Here is a 20,558-nt window from a genome sequence, read left to right on the forward strand (position 1 = left end):
CTCAGTTGACCTTCACCAGCCCGCCCTTGATGGTCAGCATGCCGCCGCCGTCGACGGTTTGCTCGGCGGCGGCCTTGTTCATCAGGCTGATCCCGGCATCGTTGGTCAGCGTCGTGCCCGCCTTGTTTTCCAGCGCGGTGCCGGCCTGGTTGCTCAAGGAGGTGCCGGCTTTCTGGTTGATCGACGTGCTCGCCTCGGCGGCAAGGTCCGCGCCGCTCTTGATCGCAAAACTGCCGCCGCTTTGCAGGGTCAGGGTGCCGGTCACCTTGATGGTCAGGTTGCCGTCCACGGTCAGGCTGTAGTTGCCGGTGACCGTGTGGTCGTAGTTGCCGCCGGTGCTGTGGGTCTGGTCGGCGCCGACTTTCACCGTGCGGCTGTCCTTCACGTCAAGGCTGTCGCTGCCGGTCTGGATGGTCACGCTGCGTTTGCCTTTCTCCAGGGTCACGGTCTCGTCGCCTTCCTTCACCGTGCGCGTGCGGGCGTTCTGCACCGTCAGGGTTTCGTCGTGGCCAACGGTGGCAGCGGTGTCGTTGAGTACGTTGATCTTCAGATCCTTCTGCGCCTGCAGGAACACCTCTTCGGCGTCCTTCTTGTCCTCGAAGCGCAACTCGTTGAAACCGCCGCCGCCCTTGGACGACTGGGTCTTGATCCCGGACTGGGTCTGATTGGCCGGCAGCGCATAGGGCAGGGCGTTGTCACCGTTGTAGACGCAACCGGTCACCAGTGGCCGATCGGGGTCGCCGTCGATAAAGGTCACGATCACTTCCTGGCCGATGCGCGGGACGAACTGCATGCCGAAACCCTTGCCGCTCCAGGGCAGCACCACTCGCACCCAGCAGGAGCTGGTTTCATCGTTTTTGCCGTCGCGGTCCCAGGGAAACTGCAATTTGATGCGGCCGTATTCGTCGGTCCAGATCTCTTCGCCGGACTTGCCCACGACGATGGCGGTCTGGGTGTGCATGCGTGGTTTTGGCGTTGTTCGCGCAGGGCGAAATGGCGTGGCTTTGGGGATCGCTTCGAAGCGGTTGCGGTAATGATCGTGGCTGGCTTCGTGAGTCACCGCCGTCACCACCCAATCGATATTCAGGGTTGTGTCATCGTGACCGGCCAGCGTGAACCAATGCCCCGGCACCAGCCAGCGGCAGTCGCTTTCGCCGACAAAACGCTTCTCCTGACTGCGCAAACCATCGACGCGCTGCTTGGTCAGTGCATCGCCGCGGGCCTTGGCGTTGTAGCTGCCCGGATGCTCGTACATCGACCGCGGTCCAGCGACTGCTTCGGCCTGGCTGTAGAGCGAAGTGGTCGGCGTGGTGAATTCGTAATCCGTCGCCTGATACACCCCGGCCACCGCCTGCACGCAGACCTGCCCGGAGCGAATGCCATGCAGTTCGCGCTCGCCCATCTGCTGGCCGAGATAGTTTACCTTCGGCCCGTTCGGGATTTGTGGGAAGGCATCGTTACTGTCCCCCAGCACCAACGTGTGCTTGCCGTCTTCGTGGGTAAAAAACCAGAAAATCCCTTCCTCCTCCAACAGGCGCGAAACGAACGCGAAGTCGGTTTCGCCGTATTGCACGCAGTACTCGCGCGGGGTGTAGCTGCCGGTAAGTTTCAGGGTGAAATCGGTAAAGCCGTGGGCCTTGAAAATCGTGGTGACGATGTCTGAAGTGGAGAGGTTCTGGAACACTCGGTTGTTGCTGGCCAGGGTCAGCCACCAGAGCCACGGGCGTAGCACGAGTTGATAGCGTTCGGCGGTGGCGTCGGCCGGGAGTTGGCGGATTTCGGCGACCAATGCATCGAGAGGGCGGGTTTGGGCGTCGTTGTGCAGGGTGGTCGTGACGTGGGTGGCAACGGCGGTGGTCAGGGTTAATGAGGTGCCGTCATTGAGGCCATTCAAAGTCTGCTTGCCGAGGCCGTTGAGGGGTTCCTCACCGGAAATGGACTCAGGATAAAGTGCCGCTAACGATGAGGCGGTCAGGGAAAGGCTGGTAGTTGTATCGATGGCGCGCGGCATTAGAATCTGGTCATATGTTTATTTGAGCCCAGGCGGGATAATGGTCGCCTTTGCTTGAGGCATATAATCCACAAGAATTAACGGCTCCTGCGGGAAAGTTATATAGCCAGAATCCATCCAGAGCGCCCCCGCCGAAGTGCGAACTACCCGGTATGGCCCATGCCCCAATAGCAGATCTTCCCGCTGCTTGATTGAAGTCTCCTCCCACAATGACGGGATTGGCACCTACCAGCGCGATAATTCGACCCATAAGGTTTCCTGCTATCAAGTCCCAGTCATTTCCTGTCGGCGACCATGCATGAATGGTACATAAATAAAGCGTCGCTCCCCCACGGGCAATGGTTGTATACAGGACTCCTCGACTCACTCCGTCCGGGTGAACGATGATATTCGATGCCGTTGCACCCAATCCCTGGCGAGTAAGTACACTGGTAGCACCCTGGTAGCCGCCATGCCAGCGCGATCGTGTACCGCTATACAAAATCCCGGGCCGGCTGGAAGTTCCTGTGCGTCCCTGAAAGTCATAGGTATATCCTTGAACATCCCCCGACTCGGCCGACTCTTGTAAAAAAATAATGTCGGCGCCGTCGGTGAGCAGTTTTTCCACATGCATTTCAACAGCGTTACTGCCTTGCGTATTCCATGTCACACAAGTAAGCATGTAATAACCCCTTTCGCCCATCTGGATGGCTTGACTAAGTCGCTTCACCTACTGAAAATTTTGTCTTGATCAATTTTTGCATCAATATCTTTACCTCCTTCAGCAAGTTCCCCGGTTGTGAGGTGATTGTATGGGTGGCGGCGGATATTTTTGCTTTTTTGCCTTCTTCTTTCATCAGGCTTTTTGACGATGTTTTAACATCAAGCTCGTCGTCTTCGTCAACTTCAAGTTGGTAATAGATCGAGCCATTGTTTTTTCCTCCGACCAACGTGATATGGAAATAAGTCCACATCCCTGAGTCATTGGGGACAATTGATATATGAGCGTTGTTCTGACCGATCTTGAGACCGTTAAGTACTAGCATTCCGGAGCGGGTACTAGTCACCAGCCCGGTACCGCCAACTGCGCCGATCACCTCCACGTCCTCACCGTAGATTTTTCCGGTGTTGATGATCGAGTTCACCATGGGCGTCCAGGGATCATGTGTGGAAATATTTGCCGCCGTGAGTGTGGATTGCGCATAAGCCATGATTTTCGTCACTCCTGTAAAAGAAAAAGCATTCAAATGACCCGCTTTATCATCACCGGACAACCGGATGAGGACATTTATTCCAGCACCCACTCCGCCAACTTCCCCGTCACCTGCGTCATCAACACATTTTCAACATCCCGAGCCCCGGCAGCACTGCACTTGGCCAACACCGCCTGGACAATCCCTGCATCGAACTCAAACTGCTTCCCGGTCGCGGCTTTGTACCGACCACGCAATTTCTCCAGCTTCGCCAACACAATCCCCTCCAGCGTCGCTTCATCCAGCGGTCGATACGCGACCACCGTCATCCGCGCCAGAAACGCCGGTCGAAAGGCTTGCAGCAGTACCTTATGCAAGGCTTCGTTAAAGGCATCGGTTCCAAGTTGTGCCACCGGTGTGTCGAGCAACAGTTCGGCGCCCACGTTACTGGTGGCGAGCATCACAGTGTTTTTGAAGTCCACCACCAACCCGGTGCCGTCTTCCATCACGCCTTTATCGAACACGTTGTAGAAGGCTTCGAGTACATCCGGATGGGCCTTTTCGATTTCATCGAGCAATACCACCGAATAGGGTTTGCGCCGTACCGCTTCAGTCAGCACGCCGCCGCTGCCATAACCGACGTAACCGGGCGGGGCGCCTTTGAGTTGGCTGACGGTGTGGGCTTCCTGGTACTCCGAGAGGTTGATGCTGATCAGGTTGCGCTCGCCGCCGTACAGCGCGTCGGCCAAGGCGTAAGCGGTTTCGGTTTTACCGACGCCCGTAGGGCCGACCAGCAGGAACACACCAACAGGTTTTTGCGGGTCGGTGAGGCCGGCGCGGTAAGCCTGCAGGCGCTGGGCGATGGTGCCCAGCGCGATGCTTTGGCCCATGACGCGCAACCCCATGCGCTGGCCAAGGGTGCGCACGGCGTGCGCTTCGTCGGCGAGCATTTTGCCGACCGGGATGCCGGTCCAGCCGGCGATCACGGCTGCGACGGTTTTTGCATCGACCTGTTCCGGCACCAGCGGATCGTCCTGGCGAATGGCGTCGAGCCCGGCTTCCAGGCGCACCAGTTCGGCGGCCAGATGATCGATGCGGCTGTCGATGGCTTCGTCCGGCTTGTCGCTGTCGGCGCGTTCGCTCAAGGTCAGCAATTCGCTGCGGGTTTCCAGCAGTTCGCGCACGGCGACCCGTTCTTCATTCCAGCGCACTTCCAGTTCGCGAATCGCCTGCACATTTGCCACGGATTCGGTTTCAAGCAGGGTGATGCGCTCGCGGTGATCGAGCCCGGTGGCTTGTTCGCGGCGCAGGCGTTCGACTTCATCCTTGAGGCTGTTCTGCCGGTGACGCAGGCTTTCCAGCGGTGGCGGCACGTCGTGCTGGCCGAGGGCGACCCTGGCGCAGGCGGTGTCGAGCACGCTGATGGCTTTGTCCGGTAACTGGCGCCCGGAGATGTAGCGGTGGGACAGTTTCACCGCTTCGTGGATGGCCGCGTCGAGTACTTGCACGCCGTGGTGCTGTTCGAGTTTGGCGGCAACCCCGCGGAGCATTTCCACTGCGGTGGTTTCGTCCGGCTCCTCGACTTGCACCAACTGAAAACGCCTCGCCAAAGCAGGGTCTTTCTCGAAGTATTTTTTGTATTCCAGCCACGTGGTGGCCGCCAGGGTGCGCAACTCGCCACGGGCCAGGGCCGGTTTGAGCAGGTTGGCCGCGTCGCTGCCGCCTTCCGCGCCACCGGCACCGATCAGGGTGTGGGCTTCGTCGATGAACAAAATGATCGGTTTTTCCGCGCTACGCACCGCGTCGATCACCCCTTTGAGGCGTTGTTCGAACTCGCCCTTGACCCCGGCGCCGGCCTGCAACAAGCCGAGATCGAGCACACGCAAACTGACTTCCTGCAAGGACGGCGGCACATCGCCGGCAGCGATGCGCAGGGCCAGGCCTTCGACCACGGCGGTCTTGCCCACGCCCGGCGCGCCGACCAGGATCGGATTGTTCTGCCGACGGCGCAGCAGGATGTCGATGCATTGGCGAATCTCGCCGTCGCGGCCGACGATGGGGTCTATGCGCCCTGCGTGGGCGTCGGCGGTCAGGTCCTGGGTGAACTGGTCCAGCACCGAGTCCTGTTTCGGCGCCGGGTTGCCGGCAGTCACCGCACGTTTACCGCCGACGTGCTCGCGAGAATTTTCGGTCCATTCCAGCAGGTTGCTGCGCAAAGCCTCTCGAGGAATCTTCAACAGTGATGAAGCACTGTTGAGCAACAGGCTGCGGCGCTCATCGCGGTCGATCAAGGCAAGTAGCAGCAACCCTGAGCGAATGCTCTCCAGTCCCAGCACACTGGCCTGCACCACCGCGTCTTCGAGCAACCCGGTGGTGTGCGACGACAATGCCGGGGTGCGCGTGCTGCCGGACTTGAAGAGCTCCAGCGCCTTGTTGATTTCCGCCGTCAAGGCGTCGCGCTCCAGGCCGAAGCGCGGCAGCAGATAGGCGAAGTCTCCGCCCTCGATGTCCAGCAACTCCAGCAGCAGGTGTTCGATTTCAACGTAGTGGTGGCCTCGCTGCAGACAGCGTTGCGCAGCCCGCTCCAGGGCGCGGCGGTTGTCCGGGTTGAGGCGTCCGATCAGGCTGGCCAGTTCCATGTTCAGGTGATCTCCAGCTGACGAAGACGGGTTTCGATGCGTTGCACCGCCAGACTGGTCTGGCGTTGCAAGCCGCCGTTCCAGCTGAGCAGTGGTGGCGCCTGGCGACTGAGTTTGATTGGGCCGGCACCGCGCACCAGCAGCACCAGGGTGCAATCCAGGTCCGGGCCAAAATACAGTGCACTGAGGCTGGCCAGTACCGGGTGAGACTCGCCATCGGGCAGGAACCGCGCCGCCTGGGCAGAGGTCAGCGGGCCAAGAGTCAGGCGGATGCCGGCGTGTTCATCCCAGACCCGGGTGCCGGCCACTGCCGTGCGACCCAGCTGCAGATTGCGGCCGCCGGGGATCATGCGGCTGCGACTGGCGGGCGGGATCTCGCGCCAGGCACCTTCATAGGCGCTGAGCTCAACCGGCAGTTCGAATTGCTCACGCACGATGGCGGCGAAACCGGCGAGGGAGCGGCGCCCATCGGCGAACAGCGCGCTGCACGCCAGCACGGCACAATCGGGTACGGCCTGACGCTCCTGCAAGGCTTTGGGCAGCAGGCCGGTCAGGGCCCGCAACTGGGCCTGAACCGCCGAGGCACCAGGGACGGTGAACCCCACGGCAATCCGGTGTTTGCGCATCACTTTGTACAGCAGGCTCAGCAGCCGATGCTGAAACAGGTCGAGAAATTCAGCGGGCGCGTAATCCTTGGCCCTCGCGCGTTGCTGCAACCATTCCTGATAGGCGTAGGGCAGCGGGCCGTCGGGACCGCCGAGGCCGAACACCGGGGTGCTGAGGACCGGTTGCTGGCCGGGTTCCTGGGTCAGGCTTTCGATTTCGCTGGCGGCAAACAGTGGCGTCAACGGGCCGCGCAAGCGCAGTGCTTCCGCTTGCGGAGCGGTGCCGCTGCCCAGGGATTCGGCTTGCGGATGTTCGCGCTCGAGCAGCAACAGCGCCTGCAACAGTTCGAACCCCTGGGGATCCCGGCGCAGTCGTTGGCTCAGGCTCAGAGGGACAGTGGCATGCCGGCTTGGGGTTGCCATGTCTTCACCTCCCTGTCCGATTGAACCAGTACCGTGCGCACGAAACGGTTAGCGGTGGCATAGAGTGAAAAGAACTGCGCAAGCACCGCTGAAAACAACACCGCGCTGCTACCGACGAAATGCTGCGGGTCGAGTTGCAGGCGCACCTCCAGCCCATTGCGCCAGCCACGCCAGGCGTCTTCGCCGACATGGGCGATGACGCGTTCACAATCGAGGCTGAGCAGGCCTTCGATTTGCCGCCAGGCGCTGGCCTCGTCACGCAGGTTGTGCAACTGGAGGATTTCCTTGAGTGCATCCAGCGCCTGTGGCCCTTCGACCAGCGACAAATGATTGAGGGTCAGTTGCGAGACCAGCCGCCAGCGCGACTCACCGTCCAGTCGCGGCACACTTTGCGGGCTGGGCGGGTTGCGCAGGCGCGCCCAGGCCACCGGGCCCGGACGTTCAAAGCCTAACGGTGTGCCGGCCGGCAGGCTTTGCGCCAGGTGCCGGTTGGTGCAGAGCAGTTCCGCGGTGAGGCTGTAGTCGACGGCCTCGGACAACGGGTCGAATCGGGTGTCCACCAGGCTCACCAACAGGTCGGTGCCGAGGCGGTTGGGGGTCATGCCGCTGACACGGCGGGCATGCCAGTAGCACTGTTTATCGGCGCCGCCATGTTGGCTGCCGTAATAGGCCGGTACTCGCTGAACCCCGCGGCTGGAGGTGGCACGCATCGCCCGGATGCTATGGATCTCAACGCTGTTTTCCCGGTGGCTGTCGGCGACCAGGCGGTATTCGCTGCGGGTCCCGTCCGGGCGCAGCGGCTCCGAGGTTCGCGGAAACAGGTTGATCACCGGCGTGCAGCCCAGTGCAAGATCGCTGGCCTGAAGGTGCAGGCGATTGGTCGGGGCGCGGTCGAAGACGATGTACAGGTACAGCGTCTGGTTGTCGCTGGTGGCGCCGGCCAGGGGCAGGTCGAAGAAGTTGAATTTGTCCGCGAAGGCAAAGTACTCGGCGAGCAGGCGCATGCCGGGGTGCACGCCGTCCTCGTCCGGCAGCAAACCTTCATCGCCGGCAAAACCGACGATTTGCGGCAGCCCGGCAAGGGCTTTCGGCACGCTGCCGACGGGCCCGGCCAGGACCTTCACGGCATGGGCACCGAGCAGATCGTAGAGGCAGGCGTTGACCACCGGGGACGCACACAGGTGGACGCGCAACTGTTCGATGCCCAGCGTTGACCACTGGCTGTCACCGAGGCAGCGCAAGCCCAGGCGCAACGCCGAGCGCGCCTGGACAACACCGGTCAGGGCCTGGGCTTCATCGCTGCCCAGCAGCAATGCTTCGGTGATTTCCACCGGCCACAGACGCACGGGTGCACTGGTGCGAAAGTGGATGCTTTCGCCTTTGCCGGTGGTGACGAACAGCGGCGTGTCCCGTGGCAATGGGTAGCCGCCAGCGAGATTGCCTTTGCTCGGGTCCGGCTGGAACTGCACGATCGCGCAGGACGGCAGCGGGCGCATCGCCAATGGATAGAGTTGTTCGAGCAGGGCATCGCTGAATTCGGCGTAGTCGTCATCGAGCCGGCGTTGCAGGCGGGCGGCTAGCAGTGCGAATCCCTCAAGCAGCCGTTCGACGTGGGGGTCGGGGCATTCGTCGGGGGACAACTCCAGCCGCCTGGCAACCTTGGGGTAACGCTCGGCGAAAATGCCGCCGGCATGGCGCAGCCAGGTCAGTTCCCGCTGGTAGTAATCGAGCAGTTGCGGGTCAATCGAGTCGCTCATGACGCACCTCAAGGCCATCGCTTGCCTTCTCGATGACAAATGCCACGGGCCAGTGCTGCTGGCCGCTGCGCAACTCGCCGAGCAGACGGATGCTCAGTTGCTGCGGATGGTCGGGGACTGGATTGACCTGAACCTCGCCCAGTTTCAGGCGCGGTTCGAAATGGTTGATGGCCTCGCGCACTTCTCGCACCAACTGCCGTCGGTCATCGCTACGCTGCTGTTGCAGGGCGGTCCAGTCAGCGAGGCCGTAGTCGAGAATGCTCGGTGGCGAAGTCAAGGCATGAGGGCCGCGTCGGGTGTTGAACAGGCGCAGCAATTCCGAGCGAACAGAGTCGAGCAGGTCCTGGAGGTCGAACACGTGTTGCGTGTCGACCTCGCTTGCGGCCAGTCGCTCGAACAGCGGCGGGAGGAGTGAGCCTGCCATGGCCGATGCGCCCGCTTACTTGACGAGCTTGTTGGCGGCCATGTCCCAGGTCGAGGCGGCCGTGCCTTCCTTGGTGCCGTCGTCTTTCTGCGCGGTCAGCTCCCATTTGATTTTGGTGAAATTCAGCGACAGGGTTTCCACGGGCTTGCCGCCTGTACCACCGCTGACGCTGACGTTGGACAGCACCACGTTGGTCAGGGTGTAGATGATGAACGGCATCAGTTGACCGCTGCCTTCAGCGGCGTTGCGGCCGATGATGACTTTGGCTTCCGGGATCGGTTTGCCGGCACAGCAGTATTCGTTGAGGGAGGGTGTGGAGCTGTCGACGAATTTGGTCAGCGTGAACTCGCCAATGTGCGGCTTGCCGGAGGTCCGTTCCGAGTTGCTGACGTCGTTGGTCACCTGCATGGCCACGTTGTGGCTGTAGGACATGACTTCGATCTTGTCCTTGTAGCCCTCGAGCAGACTGTCGCCTTTGATGTCGCCGCCGAGGTCGAGAATAATTGCATCCATCGCATGAAACTCCTGAAGGTTATCGCGCTAGATAAGCAGGGAACTCCCGTCGGGCCGGCCGACGGGAGCGGGGGCAGGTCAGGCGGCGACCGGTGGCGGCAGGGTGGCCACCAGGCGGATCGAGGCGGTCAGCTCTTCAAGCTGGAAGTGTGGCCGCAGGAATACGGTGGCCTTGTAGGCCCCCGGCTTGCCCGCGACTTCCGTCACATCGACCCGTGCTTCACGCAACGGGTACTGCGCCTTGATCTCCTGCGGCGCGTTGTCGTTGATCAGCACGTAGTCGGCGATCCAGTTGTTGAGGTAGGTTTGCACGTTGTCGCGGGTCATGAAACTGCCGACCTTGTCGCGCATGATCACCTTCAGGTAATGCGCGAAACGCGAGGCCGCGAGCACGTACGGCAACATCGCCGAAATCCGCGCGTTGGCGTTGGCCTCGTTGGTGTTGTAGAGCTTGGACTTGTTGGTGGTCTGGCCGCCGAAGAACACTGCCACGTCGCTGTTTTTCTTGTGGCACAGGGCGATGAACCCCAGGTCGTTGAGCTCTTTTTCCCGGCGGTCGGTGATGGCCACTTCGGTCGGGCATTTGAGCGACAGGTCGCCGGAGGTGGTGCGGAAGGTGTGGGCCGGCAAGCCTTCGACCGCGCCGCCGCCTTCAGCCCCGCGAATCGCCGCGCACCAGCCGTATTTGGCGAAGGCTTCGGTGATGCGCTGCGACAAGGCCCAGGCGGCGTTGCCCCACAGGTATTTGCCGTGGTCGCTGCCGTTGACGTCCTCGACGTAATTGATGCCTTCCACCGGTGAGGTGTCCGGGCCGTATGGCAAACGCAGCAGGAAATGCGGGAGCACCAGCGATACGTAGCGCGAGTCTTCGCTTTCACGGAAGGAGCGCCACTTGATCAGCTCCTGGCTCTCGAACACTTTCGACAGGTCGCGGGGCACGGCCAGTTCGGTGAAGCTGTTCATGTCGAACAACCGGGGGCTGGCGGCGGCAATGAATGGAGCGTGGGCTGCGGCGGCGACGTTCGACAGTTTTTCCAGCAGGCCAATGTCCTGCGGGTGACGGCCGAAGGTGTAGTCGCCGACGAGCAGGCTGAACGGGTGGCCACCGAAGGTGCCGTATTCCTCTTCATAGATCTTTTTGAACAGCGCGCTCTGGTCGAACTCGACGGCTTTTTCCAGATCGTTCTGCAACTCTTTCTGGGTGACGTTGAGCAGGCGCAATTTCAACCGGGAACTGGTTTCGGTGTTTTGCACCAACAGGTGCAGGCCGCGCCAGGAGGCTTCGATTTTCTGTAGCTCGGGGTGGTGCAGCACCTCGTTGAGTTGTGCGCTGATCAACTGGTCGATCTGGCTGATGCGATCGTTGATCATCGCCACAGTGTCCTTGTCGATGGCCATGCCTTCGTCGAGAACCTGGGTGGCGAACTCCGCGAGCATGTCGCGGGCATAGTCCTGCTGGCTATCGTCGTGGGCCATGCGGCCTTCGGCGATGATGCGGTCAAGCAGGGACAGGCTTTGCGTGGTGCTTTCACTGGTGTTGGCGCTGGCTGAAGCGGGCATGGCGACGTCTCCCTAAGTGAATGAGTGATCAGGCTTGCGGTTCGGCCGGTGCTTCGCTGTCGCCTGCGGGGGCGGCGGTGTCCGGACGGGCAGACTTGATCTCTTGCAGGCCTTCGGTATTGGCGATGACGTCGCGCAGCAATTTGTCCAGGTCATCGTTACCGTCGAGCTTGGTCAGCAGGTCGCGCAGACGCTGACGCGCTTCGAACAGGCGCCGCAGCGGGGTCACTTGTTCGACGACCTTCACCGGGTCGAAGTCGTCGATGTGCTTGAAGTTGAGTTCGATGTTGAGCTTGCTGTCGTCGCCAGTGAGGGTGTTGGTGACTTGCAAGGTGGCGCGGGGGGCAATCGAGGCGAGCACTTCGTTGAAGTTGTCGCGGTCGATCTCGGTGAAGCGTCGTTCATTGAGCTTGGGAAGGGGGTTGAGCGGCTTGCCGGAAAGGTCGGCGAGAATGCCGACGACCAACGGCAGTTCTTTTTTCTCGATGGCGTTGCCGATTTCGACATCGTAGGTGATTTGCACCCGGGGTGGGCGGACCCTGTCGAGCTTGTGCTGAGTACTTTCGGCCATGTTGGCTGACTCCGATGCATGAGCGGGCGCAATGCATCGGGAGGCCCGCTCATCGCTTTCCCTTGCTGGACCGTAGGTTAGAAAGGGTGGCAGATGGACCTGTCGTTCCTTTGACAAACCTTGCACATTCGGCATGGGGGGCCGAACTATCCAAGACGCTAGAACAGGTCTATAAAAATGCAAGCGAAAACAATTTTGGACCGACTCGAGAAAAGGAAAATTCATTTTGTGTGCACGTTTTTTTGCGTTCGCCCTGTTCCTGACCCTCGCCGGGTGCTCGTTTTTCGGGCCTCGGGTGGACCTCGATAACCTGACCCTGGACGTCGCGCCGAAGGCCAACGACGACACGCCGATTGCCGTGGATTTTATCGCCGTCAATGATCCGGATCTGCTCAAGCAGTTGTCGGGCATCACGGCGCGACAGTGGTTCGCCGAGCGCGATCAATACCAGCGCGACTACCGGCAGCTGATGACCGTTTGGGGGCTGGAGCTGGTGCCCGGCCAGTTCATCGACAAACAACCCTTCCCGCTGGGGGGCACGCGGGCAACTGGACTTTTGGTCTTCGCCAGCTATAACACTCCCGGAGCACACCGGTTACGGCTCGATGACCAGAGCGATGCCTGGCTCAAGTTCGACAGTCGCGAGATGACGCTGGTCAGCAATACTCCGCAGTGAAGACATTGCCAGGCCGCTGGTTTGCGCGGCGACGTTGACGTCGAAGGGAGTCGTATGAGCCTGTTACCTGACGCGGTTTGCTGGCACGAGGGCATGCAATTGCTGCCCCAGCATTTTCAGTTGCAAGGGCTGCGAGCCGAGGCGTTGGTGGCGCATTTTGCCCAGGCCTGCAATCCATGTTTCTGGGGCGTGAATCGGGTCGAGTTTGACCCCGGCGCATTGAGTGCCGGGCTGGTGCGGTTGCTCGATCTGCAAGCGACGCTGCCGGACGGTTTGCCCATCAATCTGCAAGTGGGTGTCGGGCCGGCGCTGGAGCTCGATGTCAGCGACGCGGTCAACGCTTCGGAAAACGCCACGGTCACGGTGTACCTGGCCGTCAGCCCGTTATGGCGTGCCGGGCAATTGCTGCCGCTCAAGGGCCGGCTGCAATCGGTGATCGGCGATGCGCTGCCGGATTTGACCAGCGGTGAGTACCCCGAGTCGATCACGGTGTGGCGTCCGAATCCGCGGTTGTGCACGCAACTGAACAAGGCCGACTCCATCTGTTTGCCACTGCTGAAAATCCGCAAGGAGGGCGGTGGTTTCCTTTCGCTGCCCTACACACCGCCCACGCCGTGCCTGCTGCCCGAGTCGCCGTTGGGTCGCCGGGTGGCCGGGCTGTGTGCCAGGACGCGGGAGAAATGCATGTTCCTGGCCGGCCGCCTGCGCCAGGCACAACAGGCCGGCAATCAGGACGATGCGCTGGAAATCCGTCGACAGCTGACGGCGCTCTGGGCACGTCTGCCGGAGGTCGAGGGTACGCTGAACAGCCGATTGGCCACCCCGCAAGCATTGCACGGTTTGTTGCTCGGCCTGGCCGGTGCCTGGTCCGCGCTGGACCCTTTGGCCGGGGTTCCACCGTTCGCCCCCCTGGATTTTCTCGAGCTGCAGCGTGGCTATGAGCCTGTCCTGGACTGGCTCGAAAGAACCCTCGAATTGATCCGCGCCGGCTATCGCAGCCTGCCGTTCGAACGCAGCGAACAGAGCTTCTCGATTCAACTGCCGGACGACCAACCGAGCCAGCGCCTGGTCATCGGTTTGCGCATGCCCAACGGCAGCAGCGAACAGGCGGCCGGTGAATGGCTGAGCGCCGCGATCATTGCCTCGGCGCCGCATGTGCCCTTGCTCAGTCGCCAGCGCATGAGCGGTTTGCCCCATGAGGCGATGAGCCGTAACGAGCAAGTGGCCTACAGCGTCGGCGACGACACGCGGTTGTTTGTGGTGACGGCCGAGGGTCAATGGTTCGACGGGCAATTGCCGTTGCTGATTGTCGCGCCGGCCGCCAAGCCGGCGAGCAGCCCATGGCAAGTGGTGTTGTTTGTGGCACAGGCCGGTGAAAGTGCCTGATCACGGAAGGGGCGTCGTATGTTCGAGGGGCATGCCGGGGCGGGTACACGGGGCTTGCGCGAAGCACCGTTGAGCAGCGCATTTCGCGAAGCCTGGTTGCAATGGTCCCGGGAGTGGAGTCAGCTGCCCAGGGACAGCGATGACGATGCGCTGGTGGAGGCGGTGGTCGACCTGTCGACGCAAATTTCCCAGCGTCTGTGGCGCACGGCTTTCGCCCGGGTTGGCGAGGCAGCGACCGATCAGGTCAAGGCGCTGGTCTATGCCTTTGTCGCCTTGATCGATGAAACGCTGTTGTTCACGCCGTGGCCGGGCCAGTCCGCCTGGCAAGAAAAACCCTTGGAGTCGCGGATGTACGCCAGCCGCCAGGCCGGTGAAAAACTGCCGGCGGCGATCAAGACGTTGCTGGACGAGCAGATTCCCGCCACCCGCGATTTGGCCAATGTCTATTTGCAATGCCTGGTGTTGGGGTTTGAAGGACGGCTGCGCGGCGAGCAGAGTCAGGTCCAGCATGAAAAATTGCGCCTGGCGCTGTTCACGTTTGCCTGGCAGCACGACGCGGAGTATGCCGATGTCAGCGCCCGGCTCGCGCAGCCTTCGACGGTGCCTGCGGTGCAGTTGCCGGTGCGGCAGTCGTTGCCCGATGGCTTTCGCCTTGGCCTGGTCATTCTCGCCATGGTCATGATTCTGACCGGGCTGGGGCAGTTCTTCTGGCGTGACATTCGCCAGGAACTCGACCCGGTGTTGCAGAGCACCGATCCGGTGGCCACCTCGGAGCAAGACGCATGAGCACGCTGGGGATCGTGGGGCTGGTCTTCGTCCTGTTGGTGGTGCTGGCGGTCATCGCGGTGGCGGTATGGTGGTTGCGCACCCAGAGCGGGGCGGCGATCCGCAGTTTTTATAACGCAGTGCGCCATATGGAACAGGAGCAGGGCGCTCAGGACCGTTACCAGATTCCATGGTTGCTGATGCTCGGCGACGAAACCCAGGGCACCCAGTTGTGCAGCCAGTGGCGCTTGCAACCGACGGATAAACCGGCCTGGTTCGGGCGCTGGTGGTCGGACCCCGAAGGCGCGGTGCTGGTGGTGCCTCAGGCGCTGTTTTTGCCCGATGAAGGCATGAGTCTTCAACGCGGCGGCTGGTGGCGCTTGTTGGGGTTGATCCTGCGCCTGCGCAGCAAACGGCCACTGGACGGGGTGATCTGGACCGTGCCGGTCAGCCGCCTGGGCAATGCCGAGCAGGCCGCGAACCTCGGTCTGGCGGCGCGCCGGCGCTTCATCGATCTGTTGCAGCGGTTTGGCCTGAGCCTGCCGGTGTACGTGGTGATTACCGGCATGGAAGAGCTGCCGGGTTTTCAGGAGCTGATCTCGGCGCTCCCCGACGAAGTCCGCGAACGCACATTGGGCTGGTCTTCACCCTTTGGCTCCGAGGCGGTCTGGCAGACGCAATGGAGCGATCAGGCGCTGGACCAGGTGAATCGGGCCCTGTCGGAATCGATCATTGAAATCGGTGCGTTGTCCGGCCATCTCAAAGGCGAGCTGTTTGGATTGCCGGAACAATTCGAGGCCTTGAGGCACCACCTGCAAACCGTGCTCGAACCGGTATTTCAAGGCAATGCCCAAGGCGAGGCGCCACGTTTTCGCGGGGTGTACTTCACCGCCAACCAGCCTTCGCAAGACGCTGCCGACGGGTTCTCGGCCTATGACAACGGGTTGCAGCAGAGTGCGTTTGCCCGGCAACTGTGGCAAAGCCGGGTGGTTGCCGAACGCGGTCTGGCTCAGGTGGTGCCCCGCTTGCTGCGCCTGCGTCAGCGCTGGCAGCGACTCACCGGAGTGGTGGCCCTGGCGGTCGGCGTGGTCTGGGCCGCAAGTATGCTTTGGGTCTGGCAGGACTCGGTCAAGGATGCTCATGAACTGTCGCGCCTGTTGCAAGGCGCACAGAAAAATTACGTTGCAGTCACCGATGAGTCCCATCGGCTGGAGTCGACCCGGCGCAACGTCCAGGGGTTCTGGCGGGTCCTGGAAAAGGCTCCGCGCTGGAGCTTCACTTCGGTGGTGTTTCCCACCTCCTGGTTCTCGTCGCTGGACAGGCAACTGGAGGATCAACTGCGCCTGACGGCCCAGAGTCATATGCTGGAACCGCTGCACGACTTGCTGAAGGCAGAACTGGTGCAACTCAAGACCATTCGCAACACCGAGCGACGTGGCAACGTCGAAAGCGAAGACCCGGCCCAATGGCAAAATTACGTCAAGGCCAAGGATCTGGTGGAGCGCGCGGTACGGCTTGAGCAACAGAATCAATGGTTCAACCAAGCGCTGAACAACCCCAAGGCGCCGCTCGAAGACCTGGCGTTGCTGAGCAATAACGCACTGTCCCTGAACCTCAATGCCGGCACGTTGCACCGTGCAGGTTTTTACAACCGGGTGTTGCTCGATGCCAATGGCGGTGACTTGAAGCCCCTGGACCTGGCCATGGAGCGTGCGCTCATCGAGGAGAATTTTTCCGGGCTGATGGAGCGTTGGCTTGACCAGTACTTTCTGGCCGACAACTTCGTCCGTCAGGCCGGTTATCTCAAGCTGCATCTTGAACGGCTGGAGGCCGGCAGCGGCAATTCCCTGGCGGAGCTCGAAGACTTGCGCGCGCTGATCGACGACCTGCAAGCGCTGATCGGGCTGACCAACTCGGCCTGGAGTCGCGGCAAGGGCCAGGACCTGGTGCCGGGTTATCGCGAGATGATGGACAAGGTGCGCCAGAGCAGCCTGCTCGGCCCGCAGGTCGAGCAACAGCTGGACCAGCAAGCCTCCAGGTTGCAGCAAAGCTTTCGTGATCAGTGGATCGCCCAGGCGGGGGCGCGGGGCAACTTGCTGGTTCAGCAAGGCAGCGGGCAACTGAGCTTGCAAGTGCACGTAAACCAGTTGAACAACGCAGTTCAGGCCCTGTTCAAACGGGATTTCGTGGCCATCGCCCTGCGCGCGGATCAGGCTAGCGCTGCCGTTCAGGGGCAGAACGTCGATGGCGATGATCTCGGTACGGCGCTGAACTATTTTGCCAGCTACAAGAGTTATGCCGCCGAAGAGCTGCCACGCATTCCACCGGCGTATCGCGATGCGGTGCTTCAGGCGGCAGAGGGGGCGGCGGCCAAGGCCATGTGGTTGAGTCTCAAGGACCAGAATGACCGACCCCGTGGCGACGATGTATTCAACGTGCTGGCGCCACAGGCTGTGGCTTTGCAAAAAGCCTTCGCCGAGGTCCATCGCAACGATCTGGCCGTGCGTGTGCAAAACGCGTTGAACCGTCGCGCCATGGCCCAGGTGGTCAGCGGTCTGGAGGAGATAACCGCGCAGCCGTTGTTCAGCGGGCGCAGTGAGATCAGTCAGTGGGACGGCTCGAAAAACCTCGGGCTGCAACTGTTTGGCGCCCTTGATGTGCAGGATTTGAAGCTGAGCCTCAAGCAGCAATTCAACACCATGCTCGGCATCACCGAGCGGCGCACCTCGGCGCTGGAGTGGCTGAAGACCCAGCAACAGAATCTCTCGGCGCTGGATTACGAGCGTGTCATGCAATTCAGCGCGCTCAACGATGAACTGCTCAAGTACAAGGACCAGAACCCCGCCAGTTCGCCGGCCCAGATCGAGCAGTTGGTGAGCCGCGATTTCATTGAAATGGACGCCACGTCCTGCGCCCGGATTCTGCAGACGGCCAGCTTGTCCGGTGGGCGCGGGACCTTGGCCCTGCGGGCCCTGGATCTGCAACAGAGCGCGATGCAACGCTGTCAGTTCTTGCAGCAGCAACAAGCAGCGGCGGCCTGGAACGACCTGGCCAACTATTTCAATCAATACCTGGCCGAGCGCTTCCCGTTCGCCAATGGCGTGCAGGCCACCGACGCCGACCCGGCCCGGGTTCAGCACTTCCTCGACTTGATCGACAAACGACTGCCCGTGGCGCAGGCCGGGTTGCAACTGAGCCAGACGCCGGAGCGTCTGGCCGCCGAGGATTTCCTCAATCGCTTGAAGCTGGCCAGCACCTGGCTGGGTCCGCTGTTCGTGCGGGACAAGAGCGGCATCCTCGGCGTTGAAATGGACGTGCGCTGGCGCACCGATCGCGAGGAGGAGCGTGGCGCCGATCAAGTGATTGCCTGGGGTTTGAATGCCGGTAATCAGCAAATCAGTTACCCCGGCGAGCCACAGCCGAACCTGCGCTGGATGGTCGGCCAACCGGTCCGGCTGACCTTGCGCTGGGCCAGGAACGGCTCGCAACGTCCGGCCAATGATCCGTTGCAGCCCAATCTGATGGTGCGTGATTTCGAAGCCGGTTGGGAGTACGGCGGCCCGTGGTCGTTGCTGCGCTTGATGCGTTCGCACCAGTCGGTGCAGCGCCAGCCGAACATGGACTTCACCGATTTTCCGCTGACATTGCGCCTGCCGGTCACCGCACAGACCAGCACCGCCGAGCAGACGCTGATGTTTGTGCGTGTGTCGTTAATGAGCCAGGGCTCGAAATTGCCACTGTCCATTCCACCGCTGCCCACCCGGGCCCCGCGTTCACCGTTCATGCAAACCAGGGCGACTGCGTCTGCGACGGTCATGACTGAGGAGGAGGGCTTGTGAACCTGATTCCACCACCGTTGCCGGAACTGATTGCCCGGCTGCTCGAACCGATCAGCGAACAGGCACCCTGCGGCGAGGATTTGCGTTACGAGCGTGAGTTCGACCTGGCCCGCGAACTGCGTCGGGAGGACGACACCAGCCTGCCAACGGGAGTCTGGCAGTCGTCGATCAAACGGGCGCAATGGCCAGAGCTGGAAAAGCTGACCACCACGTTGCTACTCGAGCGCAGCAAGGATTTGATGGTATGCGCCTGGCTCGGTGAGGCCTGGTTGCATCGGGACGGCCTGGACGGCTTGCCGGGCAGTCTCGCGCTGGTCGCGGGCTTATGCGAGCGCTACCCCGAGCAGCTTCATCCCCGGGCCGAAGACGGTGACCAGTCATGGCGGGTCATTCCCCTGGAGTGGCTGGTGCGGCGCTACAGCGAAGTGTTGCTGACACGGGTGGCGCTGATCGATCCGCATCAGGGTGAATTCGAAGGTTACTGTCTGGACGCGTGGCGGCGATTACAGTTGCAACAGGTACTGGTCAATGACAGCAAAGCGGCAAAAACAGCGGCGGAAACAGCAAGGGGCGAACAGCAAAAACTCACCGAGCTGATCCGGTCCACACCTCCGTCCCACTGGCTACGCCGCCAGGACAACCTGCTGGCGAGCCTGCAACATCTGCAACGGCTGCGAGCCTGGAGTGATGCTTACCTCGGCGCCCAGGCACCGGGCTTCAGGGGTTTGCAGGATGTGATCGAAGCGTTATTGACACTGGTCCAGGAGTTCATCGCCATGCAGCCACGACCGTTGACCGAGGCGCCGGTCGAGCCGCCATCCCTGGCGGCGTCAGAATCGGCCGGGCTGGCGCCGACGCCATCCACACCTCAGGTGTTTCGCGAGCCGGCGAGTCGCGACGAGGCCTACCGGCAATTACTGTTGATTGCCGAGTACCTGACACGCACCGAACCCCACAGCCCCGTCCCTTATTTGATTCGCAGGGGGGTGGAGTGGGGCAACAAACCGCTGAGTGAACTGTTGGGTGAACTGATCTCGGCCGATGCCGAATCCCGTCGCCTGTGGACGCTGTTGGGCGTCCTTTAATCGGTGACCGGGTAGGGCGTGATCGGCGCGGGCAAGGCAATCGGCGTGAGCACCGGTTGACCGGAGAAAAACGCCACGAGGTTCTTGCCCACCAGTTCGACGGTGCCCTGGGTGGCTTCCGGGGACAACCCGGCGACATGGGGGGTGAGGATCACGTTGTTCAGGGTCTTGAGTGCATCCGGCACCTTGGGTTCGGCGTCGAACACGTCCAGCGCGGCACCGGCGATCCGGCGCTGCTCCAGGGCGCTGATCAGGTCGGCAGTGGCAATCACGCTGGCCCGGGCGATGTTGACGATAAACCCGTTGGGGCCCAACGCGTCGAGCACCGGGCGATTGATCAGTTGCCGGGTGCCCACGCCGCCGGGCGTGGCAACGATCAGGAAGTCCGAGGCCCGCGCCAGTTCGGCCGGGGTCGAGCAGAAGGTGTAGGACACATCACTACGATGCTGGCGACTGTGGTAGCAAATGTCCATGTCGAAACCGGCGCTGGCGCGTTTGGCGATGGCCATGCCGACCGCGCCGAGGCCGAGGATGCCCAAGCGTTTGCCGGCCAGGGACGGGCGCATGATCTTTGGCCACTCGCCCCGCCGTACGGCGGCATCACAGCGGGGGATGTCGCGCACCAGCGACAGCAGCAGCGCCATGGCATGGTCGGCGACGGACGAGGCGTTGACCCCGGCACCATTGGTGACGGTGATGCCCCGGTTCGCGGCGGCCTGCAGGTCGACGTGTTCATGGCCGGCGCCGATCACGCAGATGATCTTGAGGTTGGGCAGGGCGGCGATTTCATCGGCATACAGCCCCAACGGGCCACGGGTGAGGACGGCGTCGATCTGCCCGGTGTGGCGGGCGATGGCTTCGGCGCGCTCGGCGGGCGTCGGGGCCAGGATCAGGTGAAAACCCTGATGTTCAAGGATAGGCAGGTAATCATTGATGGTTTCAACCAGTACCAGAACGGTTACAGGCATTTTTGCCTCCCTGTGGGCATCGAAAAATCGGCTCGAACGTCACTTGAGATTGCTGATTTCAGGATGGCTTGGCAACCACCAGCGATCGCAGCCCGTGGCAGCTCCTGCGCCATGGCGGGCACTGCGCTGAGTGTAGGAGCTGGCAAAGCCTGCGATCTTTTTAT

16 protein-coding genes are annotated in these 20,558 nt (G+C 61.8%); 5 read left to right on the forward strand and 11 right to left on the reverse strand.

Annotated elements, in window-relative coordinates:
• Window position 1: 1 nt before the first annotated feature.
• The 10 genes from tssI to tssB all read right to left on the reverse strand — a co-directional run bounded on the left by tssI (window position 2) and on the right by tssB (window position 11,675).
• Window positions 2-2,011, reverse strand: coding sequence for a type VI secretion system tip protein VgrG (tssI, locus tag KGA96_RS11850; protein WP_223512930.1), 2,010 nt, complete (start codon window positions 2,009-2,011; stop codon window positions 2-4).
• Between the two features lie 10 nt (window positions 2,012-2,021).
• The gene (locus tag KGA96_RS11855) at window positions 2,022-2,672 is read right to left on the reverse strand and encodes an endonuclease/exonuclease/phosphatase family protein (RefSeq protein WP_080925234.1); all 651 of its coding nucleotides are present in this window, start codon (window positions 2,670-2,672) and stop codon (window positions 2,022-2,024) included.
• A gap of 34 nt (window positions 2,673-2,706) precedes the next feature.
• Window positions 2,707-3,294 (reverse strand): hypothetical protein, encoded by a 588-nt coding sequence (locus KGA96_RS11860; RefSeq protein ID WP_185754724.1) that lies wholly within the window; start codon window positions 3,292-3,294, stop codon window positions 2,707-2,709.
• Window positions 3,279-5,822, reverse strand: a complete 2,544-nt coding sequence (gene tssH, locus KGA96_RS11865) for a type VI secretion system ATPase TssH (RefSeq protein WP_223512931.1) — start codon at window positions 5,820-5,822, stop codon at window positions 3,279-3,281. The genes KGA96_RS11860 and tssH overlap by 16 nt, the downstream gene beginning before the upstream one ends.
• A gap of 2 nt (window positions 5,823-5,824) precedes the next feature.
• Window positions 5,825-6,850 (reverse strand): type VI secretion system baseplate subunit TssG, encoded by a 1,026-nt coding sequence (gene tssG / locus KGA96_RS11870; protein ID WP_046037255.1) that lies wholly within the window; start codon window positions 6,848-6,850, stop codon window positions 5,825-5,827.
• Entirely contained in the window at window positions 6,814-8,607 is a 1,794-nt protein-coding gene (gene tssF, locus KGA96_RS11875) for a type VI secretion system baseplate subunit TssF (protein ID WP_223467277.1), read from the reverse strand. Before tssF ends, tssG begins: the two co-directional genes overlap by 37 nt.
• A complete protein-coding gene (gene tssE, locus KGA96_RS11880; RefSeq protein WP_046037252.1) occupies window positions 8,591-9,031 on the reverse strand; it encodes a type VI secretion system baseplate subunit TssE in 441 nt (146 codons plus the stop codon). Before tssE ends, tssF begins: the two co-directional genes overlap by 17 nt.
• A gap of 15 nt (window positions 9,032-9,046) precedes the next feature.
• On the reverse strand, window positions 9,047-9,544 hold the full coding sequence (locus KGA96_RS11885) for an Hcp family type VI secretion system effector (protein WP_008046674.1): 498 nt from the start codon (window positions 9,542-9,544) through the stop codon (window positions 9,047-9,049).
• Between the two features lie 78 nt (window positions 9,545-9,622).
• Entirely contained in the window at window positions 9,623-11,104 is a 1,482-nt protein-coding gene (gene tssC, locus KGA96_RS11890; protein WP_046037251.1) for a type VI secretion system contractile sheath large subunit, read from the reverse strand.
• 28 nt (window positions 11,105-11,132) lie between these two features.
• Window positions 11,133-11,675: a type VI secretion system contractile sheath small subunit gene (gene tssB, locus KGA96_RS11895; protein WP_046037250.1), complete on the reverse strand. Its 543-nt coding sequence runs from the start codon at window positions 11,673-11,675 to the stop codon at window positions 11,133-11,135.
• Window positions 11,676-11,901: 226 nt separating this feature from the next.
• Between tssB and KGA96_RS11900 the strand changes: the two genes are divergently transcribed.
• From KGA96_RS11900 to tssA, 5 genes are read left to right on the forward strand one after another with little or no spacing between them, the layout of a single operon-like run.
• Complete coding sequence (locus tag KGA96_RS11900; RefSeq protein ID WP_223512933.1) at window positions 11,902-12,351, forward strand: type VI secretion protein; 450 nt, start codon at window positions 11,902-11,904, stop codon at window positions 12,349-12,351.
• 54 nt (window positions 12,352-12,405) lie between these two features.
• Window positions 12,406-13,737, forward strand: a complete 1,332-nt coding sequence (gene tssK, locus KGA96_RS11905; RefSeq protein ID WP_223467272.1) for a type VI secretion system baseplate subunit TssK — start codon at window positions 12,406-12,408, stop codon at window positions 13,735-13,737.
• Between the two features lie 18 nt (window positions 13,738-13,755).
• Window positions 13,756-14,523 (forward strand): DotU family type IV/VI secretion system protein, encoded by a 768-nt coding sequence (locus KGA96_RS11910; protein WP_223467270.1) that lies wholly within the window; start codon window positions 13,756-13,758, stop codon window positions 14,521-14,523.
• Window positions 14,520-18,341 carry a type VI secretion system protein gene (locus KGA96_RS11915; protein WP_046037247.1) on the forward strand — a complete coding sequence of 1,274 codons (3,822 nt, stop codon included), beginning with the start codon at window positions 14,520-14,522 and terminating at the stop codon, window positions 18,339-18,341. Before KGA96_RS11910 ends, KGA96_RS11915 begins: the two co-directional genes overlap by 4 nt.
• Window positions 18,338-19,426 carry a type VI secretion system protein TssA gene (gene tssA, locus KGA96_RS11920; RefSeq protein WP_223512935.1) on the forward strand — a complete coding sequence of 363 codons (1,089 nt, stop codon included), beginning with the start codon at window positions 18,338-18,340 and terminating at the stop codon, window positions 19,424-19,426. The genes KGA96_RS11915 and tssA overlap by 4 nt, the downstream gene beginning before the upstream one ends.
• Here tssA and KGA96_RS11925 read toward each other — a convergent pair.
• Window positions 19,423-20,394 carry a 2-hydroxyacid dehydrogenase gene (locus KGA96_RS11925; protein WP_046037245.1) on the reverse strand — a complete coding sequence of 324 codons (972 nt, stop codon included), beginning with the start codon at window positions 20,392-20,394 and terminating at the stop codon, window positions 19,423-19,425. The two genes, tssA and KGA96_RS11925, sit on opposite strands and share 4 nt — an antisense overlap.
• Window positions 20,395-20,558 lie beyond the last annotated feature (164 nt).

The sequence above is a fragment of the Pseudomonas sp. GL-R-26 genome (assembly GCF_019947365.1).
Taxonomy (GTDB): Bacteria; Pseudomonadota; Gammaproteobacteria; order Pseudomonadales; family Pseudomonadaceae; genus Aquipseudomonas.